The sequence below is a fragment of the Microvirga sp. 2MCAF35 genome, from assembly GCF_052115545.1.
Classification (GTDB): domain Bacteria; phylum Pseudomonadota; class Alphaproteobacteria; order Rhizobiales; family Beijerinckiaceae; genus Microvirga.
Genome location: NZ_JBFRGW010000070.1, coordinates 1 through 9,039, shown reverse-complemented (window position 1 = coordinate 9,039; position 9,039 = coordinate 1). Strand labels below are relative to the sequence as shown.

Genomic DNA, 9,039 nt, shown 5'->3' with positions numbered 1-9,039 from the left:
GACCATCCCGAATCCGTCCGAAGCAGCGTCCGACCGGGCTCTGGCTGCGCGGAACAGTCTGGCAATTTCGGGCACGAGTGCCTTCAAGCGTTGCGCGGACCATCGGCAAGACGGTGGTCAGCCAATCTCTCCGTACGTCTTCGTACTCGCCATCGCTCATCTAATCTGCGACAGAGAAGACTCGAACCTCGTCGGATATTCCCTTCAAGGAACGCGCCCCCTCGTCAACAAAGCGCAGCCCAGAGCCCGCAACAAGATCGCGGACGGTGCTCGATACAAGCACCTGACCACCCTGAGCTTGAGCCGAGATACGGGCTGCGATGTGAACGGCAATTCCAGCGATGTCGGTTCCCTTCAGTTCAATCTCGCCCGTGTGCAGGCCGCAGCGGACTTGCAGGTCAAGGGAGCGTGCCCCCGCGACGATAGCTGCCGCGCATCGAACCGCCCGCGCAGGTCCATCGAAGGTGGCGAGAAATCCGTCTCCGAGCGCTTTCACCTCCCGCCCTCGCAATTGGGAAATTTCCCGGCGAACGAGGTCATCGTGCTGGTCCAGCAACGCGCGCCAGCGGCGATCACCGAGGTCCGATGCCCGCTTGGTTGAGTCCACGATGTCCGTGAGCAACACTGTCGCCAGGACGCGATCCGGCTCCGCATCAGGCCGAGAACCGGTCACGAATTCCTCTATTTCGTCGGCGAGATCGCTCGCGTTCTCGCCCACGTAGGGGAGGTGATCCGCGCCTGCGAATTCCGCCAGCCGAGCATTCGGGATGTGCTGGGCCAAGTAGCGGCCCTCCTCGATTCCTACTGCGGCGTCGTCTGTCCTATGGATCACCAGTGTCGGAACGCGGATCGCGCTCAACACACCGGAAATGTCGATCTCTTGGTTCATTCGCATGAGGGCTTTGGCGGCAGCGGGTGTTGCGCCCACGCGCTCGTGGCGAGCCCAAATCTTCTTAAAACCAGCATCGTCACCCATCGACGGAGCATATTTCCGCACGCTCTCGCCTGTGCCCCATTTCTCCTCGACGTACTGATAGAATGCGGCCAGCTTCTCTTCAGTCGGATACCAGCCAGAGAACTTCGCGAACGCGCCATAGAGGATCAGGGAGACACAGCGGTCGGGATGGCTCGCCGCGAAAAGCGTAGCAAGCGATCCCCCTTCTGAGATGCCAAGCAGAACTGCGCGCTCGGACTGAGCCGCGTCCATGACCGCTCTGGCGTCATCCATTCGGTCGTCCAAGCTCGGTGCGGCCTCCACTCGATCCGAGAGCCCTGTTCCTCGCTTATCAAACGCGATTACACGGGCAAATCGACCCAGCCGCTCCAGCCAGCGTGCTGCGCTCGGATTATCCCAAGTCTCCTCCACGTTGGAGATGAACCCTGGCACAAGCACGAGATCGACTGATCCGGTGCCAAAAACCTGATAGGCGATGTGAAGATCGCCACTCTTCGCATAGCGGGTCTCGGGCTGCATTGCACGATCCTGCGAACACGGGGGGCAGAGCCAATGCCGAAAACAGTTGAGTGCTCAAACCGCCGGGATGCCAAGGAGGCTGAAACGGCGATGTGGGCCACAACCACTCGGCGTCAGTATAGTCACGATCTCCTGCTCTACAAAGCCGATCCGACCCATTCCACATGGGTCCGGATCGAGTCGGTCTTCCAAGTGGACTGAAGCGAACAACAAGGGTGCTCATGGCCCTGTCGCGGCATAGCTGTGCGACCGCAGGACATGAGGCACGGTGCTCATGAGCAGGACTGCGCCCAGCCTAATCGGGTGGCGCTCCTATCGGACCCTGAAGACTGCCCGCCACAACTGGGTGAGTACAATGATGTTCATCGGCGGATTAGATGCCTGATCCCGATCCAAGCTCAACCTGATGGAGGCGAATCGGTCGGAGCCAGCCGGGACAGATGGCCAAGCGCCTCTGCTCCAAGCTGCCGCGTCAGGTCGCCAGCGGGAATGGCTCGACCAAATGCGGCAGCCTGTCCAGACCACAAGGGAGAGAAGTCGCCTGATCCTGCGGTTTCCGCTTTGGCTCGCAGCGGGGCTAACGCTCCAGCCGCAAGAGGGAACTCTGGTGCGAGGTCCGACATCGGACCAACCTCTCGGACAATTCGGTTGACGATTCCACGAGCGGGCCGACCGGTGAACACGTTCGTGAGAACCGTGTCGTTATCTTTCGCTTTCTTGAGAGCCTCTCGGTGGAGTGAACTGACCTTCGCTTCAGGGCAGAACAGGTAAGCCGTCCCGATCTGAACCGCCGAGGCTCCAAGGGCGAAAGCGGCAACAATGCCGCGCGCATCGGCGATGCCACCAGCGGCGATCACCGGCACCTTCACAGCATCCACAACCTGCGGCACCAACGCCATAGTGCCTGCCTGCGTGGAGATGTCGTTGTTCAGGAAGACACCTCGATGCCCACCGGCCTCGTAGCCTTGGGCGATGATGGCATCGCACCCCTGATCCTCTAGCCATCGCGCCTCATCCACTGTGGTGGCCGACGAGATAATCTTTGCGCCCATAGCCCTGACCCGTTCCAACAGGGCTCGCTCAGGCAGGCCGAAATGGAAGCTGACGACCTCGGGCCTGAACCCCTCCACAAGGTCACACATGGCGCTGTCGAACGGAGCACGAGCCGGTGCCGGAAAAGGCGCTTGTGGATCAAGTCCGAGTTCGATGTAGTAGCTCTCAAGCCGCTGCTTCCAGACGTTCTCTCGCGCCGGATCAGCCTGTGGAGGCTGGTGACAGAAGAAGTTGAGGTTGATGGGTCCGGAGGTTCTCTGACGGATAATCCCAAGCTCGTTCCGCATCTGCTCCGGGCTCAGCATCGCGCAGGGCAGAGAGCCTAGTCCTCCTGTCTCGGAAACGGCGATCACCATCTCGGACCCGACCGAACCGGCCATGGGAGCCTGGATGATCGGCAACTCAATCTCGAAGAGGTCCTGAATGCGCTGATCCGGCCACATGATCTGTTCCTCGTCGTTAAGACTGTTCCCATCATCCTTATAGCGCCATGGCTCTCAGGTGGAGAGGGGCCTCTCGCTTTCAGTGGGTGGCTCCCGTTCGCACCGGCACCTTGACCTTGAACTCGACCACCGCATTGAAGAGGGCGGTCTTCCTGAATACGGAGGGGCGCATCCAGTCGGCCTGGACCCCATCATCTCGGCGGGCCATCTCCATCAGCCCCAACCACGTGAGCGGGCGGAGTACGCGGCTCCTCATGGCAGGCCCTGAAAAGTCCCTAACTGTATGGTCGAGACGCTCGTCCCGGACCGTGCAGACTTGGGCGAGCATGTCGGCATCCAACCAGTTGTTGGCGGCCACTGATAAACACCAGAGCACAATGCCGATATGGTCCTGCGGCCAATGCTCGACTGGGAACCGGTCGAAGTAGCTGAGGCTGACCCGCCACAGGGTCGCCTCGAACAAGAGTGCAAAGAGATCGGCGGATGCGTTAGGGTCCAGAAGGGCTTGAGCCTTCTTGGTGGCGATCAGCATCTTTCCGCGACGGCGCAGCAGGCCCGCCACTTGGAGCGCGATGCGAGTGATGTGAACCGGCAGGGCATCGGCCTCGTTCAGCACCTGATTGACGGCGAGGACTTCATTCTTAGCGTAGTCGGGCCAGTCGATCAGATCAAAGAGTGCTCGCGTATCGGCCCGTGACAGGGCACCGGCTGCGGTCAGGGGCAAGCCGCCTTGTGCGATAGCCCGTTCCGTCACCTGATGGGCTGCCCTGACCAGCGGGACAGCGCTGATCTCTTGCAACACTCGATTCGGAGCAAGGAAGATGCCTTCGGGAAGGCCGCGCCTTGGTGTCTCCACCAGAGCATGAAGGCTCTCTTGATCCAGAAGCTGCCAAGCGGGAATGAGGCGAGTTTCCGCTGTCATGGGTGGCGCTCGCAATTGTTCCAATCGTCGATCCCGCAATGACCCGGCTGCACTCTGTTCCTGCGCCACCTGCGGCCACTCAGTGTGATCTATTCACTTACTGTATCCCACCCTGTGGCTGGGAAAGAAAAAGGGCGGCTCCGGAGCCGCCCGATTGCGAGGCAATCAAGCCGCCTGAGGGCGTTTGGTGATGTGAGCGCGGTACGCTGCGGCTGACTTCATTGGAATGGTGCCTGCTTCGGTGAGCTTCGTGATCTCGAACCTGACCCGTCGTGCGCTTTTTTAGCCGTTGGTAACGCTTCTCAGTCAATGATGCGGGCGAGGAGGACGACGATCATCGCCCCTATGGTTGCAGTCGCAATGCGGCTGGCTGTCTGATTGCGAATGCCGAGATCAATGCCGAGGCGCTCCAGAAGAAATCCGCCGATGAGTGATCCAGCAAGTCCCGTGACCACGTAATGAATTAGACCAGAGCCGCCGACAAGCCAGCTTGCCAGCCAGCCTGCCACGATACCGACCCCGGCCTGGGCGGCGATGGCTCGCTTGTCCAGCGCACGAAGTGCCTCTCGGTCCACGCTGATGCGGATCGGTAGCCGAGCGCCGGTTGGCTCAGATGCTTTACGCTTGCCTCGCGTCCCGCCTGGGTTGCGGTTTGATGTTTTCGCCATGCCTTCGATATGGGAGGCAGCGGAGAAACCGTCCAGCAGCCAAGTCAGGAGAAGAGAAGGTCTGCCTACGTTTTCGATCATCAGGACAGCGAGGGCTGTAAGGCTCGGAGACTTGCCCCAGCACTGATCCCGTTCGGCGTCTGAACTTTCGCTCCAACCTTCAGCCTTGCGTTCTCGGCCCGGAGCGCATCAAGCTTCTCGACTTGCTCATGGTTGGCACGAGTCAGTTCCCTGATCTCGCCCTTTAGGTCCGCGATCTCAGTTTTGAGGTCCTCGCGCTCGGCAGCAAGGCTGTCGTCGTGCTTGATTTGCCCCTGTAGCTCACGAATCTGCTGCTTCTGATTTATGGCCTTCTCATGCAGCTTCCTGATCTGCTGCTGAGCTTTCACGAGCAGCCGCTTCACGTCCTTTAGCTGTTGCTCTGGCTCACTCATCATGGTGAGCTTTCGGTCTGATCCGGTGCGAATCATGAATTAGTGGACCTCTCTTGATCTCTGCCTCGAAAAGAACAAACATAGAACATACGTCAGGGTCAAGTGACGCTTTGACCTTCTGTCCTCTCCCCTGATCTTGTTGAGAGCCGACCGCAAGGCCGGTACCGGTAGTCTCGGATGAAGGACTGCGAGCGAAGGAGCATCACCTCGTCAGCAGCACCATCGAGCGATAAAGTCGAAGAGGCTGGGTATTCCACCCAGCAGGCACCATGAATCAGATGTTCCGACCCACACAGGCCGATCAACGACCTGCCTTGGAGACCCTCGCGGGCTCGGTCGAACGCGTCACCTTCCACAATGCGGACAATGGCTTTGCCGTCCTGAAGGTGCATACGCGGGGCAAGCGTGACCTTGTGACGGTTGTTGGTCATACGCCTGCGGTTTCTGCCGGGGAATGGATCACCGCCAGCGGGCTATGGCTGAGCGACCGAACGCATGGCCTCCAATTTAAGGCTGAGGTGCTCAAGACCACGCCGCCGACTGGAGCCGAGGGGATCGAGAAGTATCTTGCCTCAGGCCAGATGCGCGGCATTGGCCCTGCGATGGCCAAGCGGATCGTGTCAGCCTTTGGCGTGGACACCTTCGAGATCATCGAGGCCGCGCCTGAGCGCCTTACCGAGGTTTCTGGGATCGGCCCCATGCGAGCCTCCCGCATCGTGGCGGGCTGGGCTGAGCAGAAGGCAGTGCGGGAGATCATGATCTTCTTGCATGCCCATGGCGTCGGAACAGCACGAGCCGTGCGTATCTTCAAAACCTATGGCTATGAGTCCATCCAGGTCATGACCGAGGACCCATACCGGTTGGCCAAGGATGTGCGCGGGATTGGCTTCAAGACCGCTGATGCGATTGCTGCCAAGCTCGGCATGGAAAAGACCGCCCCGCAACGTATTCGTGCAGGTATCTCGTTCGCGCTCCAAACAGCGACGGATGAGGGGCACTGTGCCTTGCCGGTCGAGGCGCTCGTCCGCTTGGCCGAGCAACTGCTTGAGGTGGACGCGGCCTTGATCCACACGGCGATCTCGGAAGAACTTGCCAAAGGGGAGGTCGTCTCAGACACCATCGGGGACGCGACCTGCCTCTTTCTCAAGGGGCTCTATCTGTCCGAGCAAGCCATTGCGTCCCGGCTGATGGAACGAGCGTCCGGCTCACTGCCCTGGCCCGAGATCGACATCGACAAAGCGATCCCATGGGTGGAGAGCCGCACAGGCAAAACCCTGGCGACCTCGCAGCGTGAGGCGCTGAAGCTGGTGCTCGGGTCCAAAGTGGCTGTTGTGACGGGTGGCCCAGGCGTTGGTAAGACGACCCTCCTCGACACTATTCTGCGAGTGTTGGTCGCCAAAGGTGTCCAGGTTGCCCTGGCAGCACCCACAGGACGCGCGGCCAAGCGAATGACCGAGCAGACTGGGATCGAAGCCAAGACCATTCACCGACTCCTGGAGATCGACCCGAAGCACGGCGGTTTCTCGAAGAACGAGGAGAACCCACTCGACTGCGACCTGCTCGTAGTGGACGAGACCTCAATGGTCGATGTGCCTCTGATGAATGCCCTGACCAAGGCCATTCCGTCCCATGCGGGCCTGCTGTTAGTAGGGGATGTGGACCAGTTGCCATCGGTCGGATCGGGACAGGTGCTGGCGGACATCATCGCCTCGGAACGCATCCCAGTGGCTCGACTGACCGAGGTGTTCCGGCAGGCAGCGGAGAGCCGGATTGTGGTGAACGCCCACCGGATCAACAAGGGCCAGATGCCTGAGCCACCAAAGCCTGGAGAAGAGAGCGACTTCTACTTCGTCGAAATCGCCGATCCCGAGGAGGGCGTGCCGAAAATCATCCAGATGATCAAGGAACGCATGCCGCGCCGATTCGGGCTCGATCCCATGAAGGATGTTCAGGTGCTCTGCCCTATGAACCGAGGGGTGCTTGGAGCCCGCAATCTCAACATTCAGTTGCAGGAAGTCCTCAACCCTAACCCTCCATCCAAGGTCGAGCGGTTCGGCTGGCGTTTTTCGCCGAGTGATCGGGTGATGGAGACCCAGAACGACTACGACCGGGAGGTGTTCAATGGAGACCTCGGCACGGTGGTGCGGATCGACGACGAGGAAGGGGCACTCATTGCCTCGTTCGATGGGCGGGAGGTCTCCTATCCGTTCGGTGAACTCGACACGCTGGTGCCGGCCTACGCCACCACCATCCACAAATCCCAGGGGTCAGAGTATCCCGCCGTGATCATCCCGGTCGTGACGCAGCACTTCACGATGTTGGCTCGCAATCTGCTCTACACGGGCGTGACACGCGGCAAACGCCTTGTGGTGCTGGTGGGTCAAAAGAAAGCTGTAGCTATGGCGGTGAGGGGAGGGCAGATGAAGCGGCGCTGGACGAAACTGCGGGAGTGGTTGGTAGTCGCCTGAAGGTTTCCACAAGGCGAACTCTTCCCTCACCGTGCCCAATCAACTGTGATCTTCCCGGTGCAAAAGATGCCTCCAGTCGAGGCCCGGATAATGCACCTTAGCAATTGCTTCTGCGAGCGTGCTAATCTTAAAACCTCCACCGTAGTTCTCCGCCGTTGCTGACTCGCCATTTGGGCTGTCACCGGACCATCCACCCAGTGCATACGCAATTTCTTTCGCCGTCTTGGCATCTCGTAACGCATCGCGGAAGTTGTGCCGGAAGGAATGGAATGAGGTTCGCGATGCTTTGGCCCCTGTCTTTTCCAGGAAATTTGCGAACCACTTCGAGAAGGTGTCGGAGTAGTAGCCTGTGCAAGCAATAGGTAGCTCAGGAAAAAGCTTAGTATCCCGGCTGACCCGACGCGATTGGACGTAATCTACGAAACCCAAATCAACAAGGATGGGGTGTATTGGCACTGCTCGTTCAGCATTCTCTGTCTTGAGGCGCTTGTCTGTTGTGCGATCCGGCCCGCCAGCCGTAACAATAAAGCAATCGATCCCATCAATCAGTCGCACGTCAGCGACATCAAGTTGGCATATCTCGTTGAGGCGCATTCCCGAGAACAATCCAATGAGCGGCACCCAGAATCGCCCTCTTCGGGGGTAGTTGGCTCCAGGTCGTGCGTAGCCCGGTCCGTCATCCTGGCACCCCCGATAGAGCGGCGCGTTAAAGATCAGCCTCAACTGCTCCGATGAGAACGGGTAACGCTTGTCCTTGCGACGAACTCTGTCGATCACTTTCAGACCGCGTGCCGGATTACGATCAATGTATCCCTCGTTTACCGCCCAGTTCATGAGGGCCGAGAGTTTTTGGATGTGCCCATTGATGGTCAATGCGCTCATCGGAGCCAGACCTTCGGCCTTCGCCCTCTTGGCCGCGTCCCGGCCAGTAAGCCCTGGGTATCGTTTAGTCGAGTTGGGTGCGAGATAACGCAGGGTATCGAGCACATCACGGCAGACCTCCCGAGTGACTGCCTTAACAGGCATCTCGGGGCTGATCAGTTCAATGAGGCGACCGTAAGCCGACCGATAAGCGAGGAGCGTCTTGGTGGATCGAACTACAGCGGGATCGTCTAGGTAGCGTTCGTAGACCTGCTGGATCGAAGGCCCGCCCTGGACGGCGATGTTTCCTCTGTTCCTCGGGCCTGAAGGGACTGAGCCCATTTCCTTACCTGGGACACTCACCGGCTCAGCCTCTAGGTTGCAAACGATCTCTTTCGGTACTTTGCATCTGCCCTCCGCAGGAGCCGCAGCTTCAGATTTTGAGATCGGCTCCTCCGCTTCAGAGGTGTGAGTAGGTAAGGGGCTCGATACCCGGTCTTGGTTCGCGGTCATCAGCCACTTTTGCTCCAACTCTCCCGCGACCATTCGTGCTCGCCGGATGGCTTCCGAGTACGAAGACGTACGGAGAGATTGGCTGACCACCGTCTTGCCGATGGTCCGCGCAACGCTTGAAGGCACTCGTGCCCGAAATTGCCAGACTGTTCCGCGCAGCCAGAGCCCGGTCGGACGCTGCTTCGGACGGATTCGGGATGGTC

Annotated in this window: 7 protein-coding genes and 2 pseudogenes; 2 read left to right on the top strand and 7 right to left on the bottom strand. The window is 59.6% G+C overall.

The annotated features are described in order from the left end of the window. Positions 1–11: 11 nt before the first annotated feature. Positions 12–164: a DUF6538 domain-containing protein gene (locus AB4097_RS21045; protein WP_442043173.1), complete on the top strand. Its 153-nt coding sequence runs from the start codon at positions 12–14 to the stop codon at positions 162–164. Here AB4097_RS21045 and AB4097_RS21040 read toward each other — a convergent pair. The 5 genes from AB4097_RS21040 to AB4097_RS21020 form a co-directional block, all read right to left on the bottom strand. Further along, positions 161–1,474: an adenylate/guanylate cyclase domain-containing protein gene (locus AB4097_RS21040; protein WP_442043171.1), complete on the bottom strand. Its 1,314-nt coding sequence runs from the start codon at positions 1,472–1,474 to the stop codon at positions 161–163. The genes AB4097_RS21045 and AB4097_RS21040 overlap by 4 nt on opposite strands. Before the next feature lie 398 nt (positions 1,475–1,872). After that, on the bottom strand, positions 1,873–2,970 hold the full coding sequence (locus tag AB4097_RS21035) for an NAD(P)H-dependent flavin oxidoreductase (protein WP_442043169.1): 1,098 nt from the start codon (positions 2,968–2,970) through the stop codon (positions 1,873–1,875). Between the two features lie 79 nt (positions 2,971–3,049). Continuing rightward, the gene (locus tag AB4097_RS21030) at positions 3,050–3,769 is read right to left on the bottom strand and encodes a hypothetical protein (RefSeq protein ID WP_442043167.1); all 720 of its coding nucleotides are present in this window, start codon (positions 3,767–3,769) and stop codon (positions 3,050–3,052) included. Between the two features lie 425 nt (positions 3,770–4,194). Beyond that, positions 4,195–4,641, bottom strand: coding sequence for a GlsB/YeaQ/YmgE family stress response membrane protein (locus tag AB4097_RS21025; protein WP_442043165.1), 447 nt, complete (start codon positions 4,639–4,641; stop codon positions 4,195–4,197). Next, positions 4,641–5,030 (bottom strand): hypothetical protein, encoded by a 390-nt coding sequence (locus AB4097_RS21020; protein WP_442043163.1) that lies wholly within the window; start codon positions 5,028–5,030, stop codon positions 4,641–4,643. Before AB4097_RS21020 ends, AB4097_RS21025 begins: the two co-directional genes overlap by 1 nt. Before the next feature lie 233 nt (positions 5,031–5,263). On the opposite strand from AB4097_RS21020, the gene recD2 reads away from it, so the two are divergent. Beyond that, on the top strand, positions 5,264–7,462 hold the full coding sequence (recD2, locus tag AB4097_RS21015) for an SF1B family DNA helicase RecD2 (RefSeq protein ID WP_442043161.1): 2,199 nt from the start codon (positions 5,264–5,266) through the stop codon (positions 7,460–7,462). Positions 7,463–7,501: 39 nt separating this feature from the next. On the opposite strand, the pseudogene AB4097_RS21010 reads toward recD2, so the two are convergent. Both AB4097_RS21010 and AB4097_RS21005 read right to left on the bottom strand, forming a co-directional pair. Continuing rightward, positions 7,502–8,002 (bottom strand): annotated as a pseudogene (locus tag AB4097_RS21010) (hypothetical protein); the annotation flags it as partial. A gap of 309 nt (positions 8,003–8,311) precedes the next feature. Next, positions 8,312–8,962: pseudogene (locus AB4097_RS21005) on the bottom strand (DUF6538 domain-containing protein); the annotation flags it as partial. Positions 8,963–9,039 lie beyond the last annotated feature (77 nt).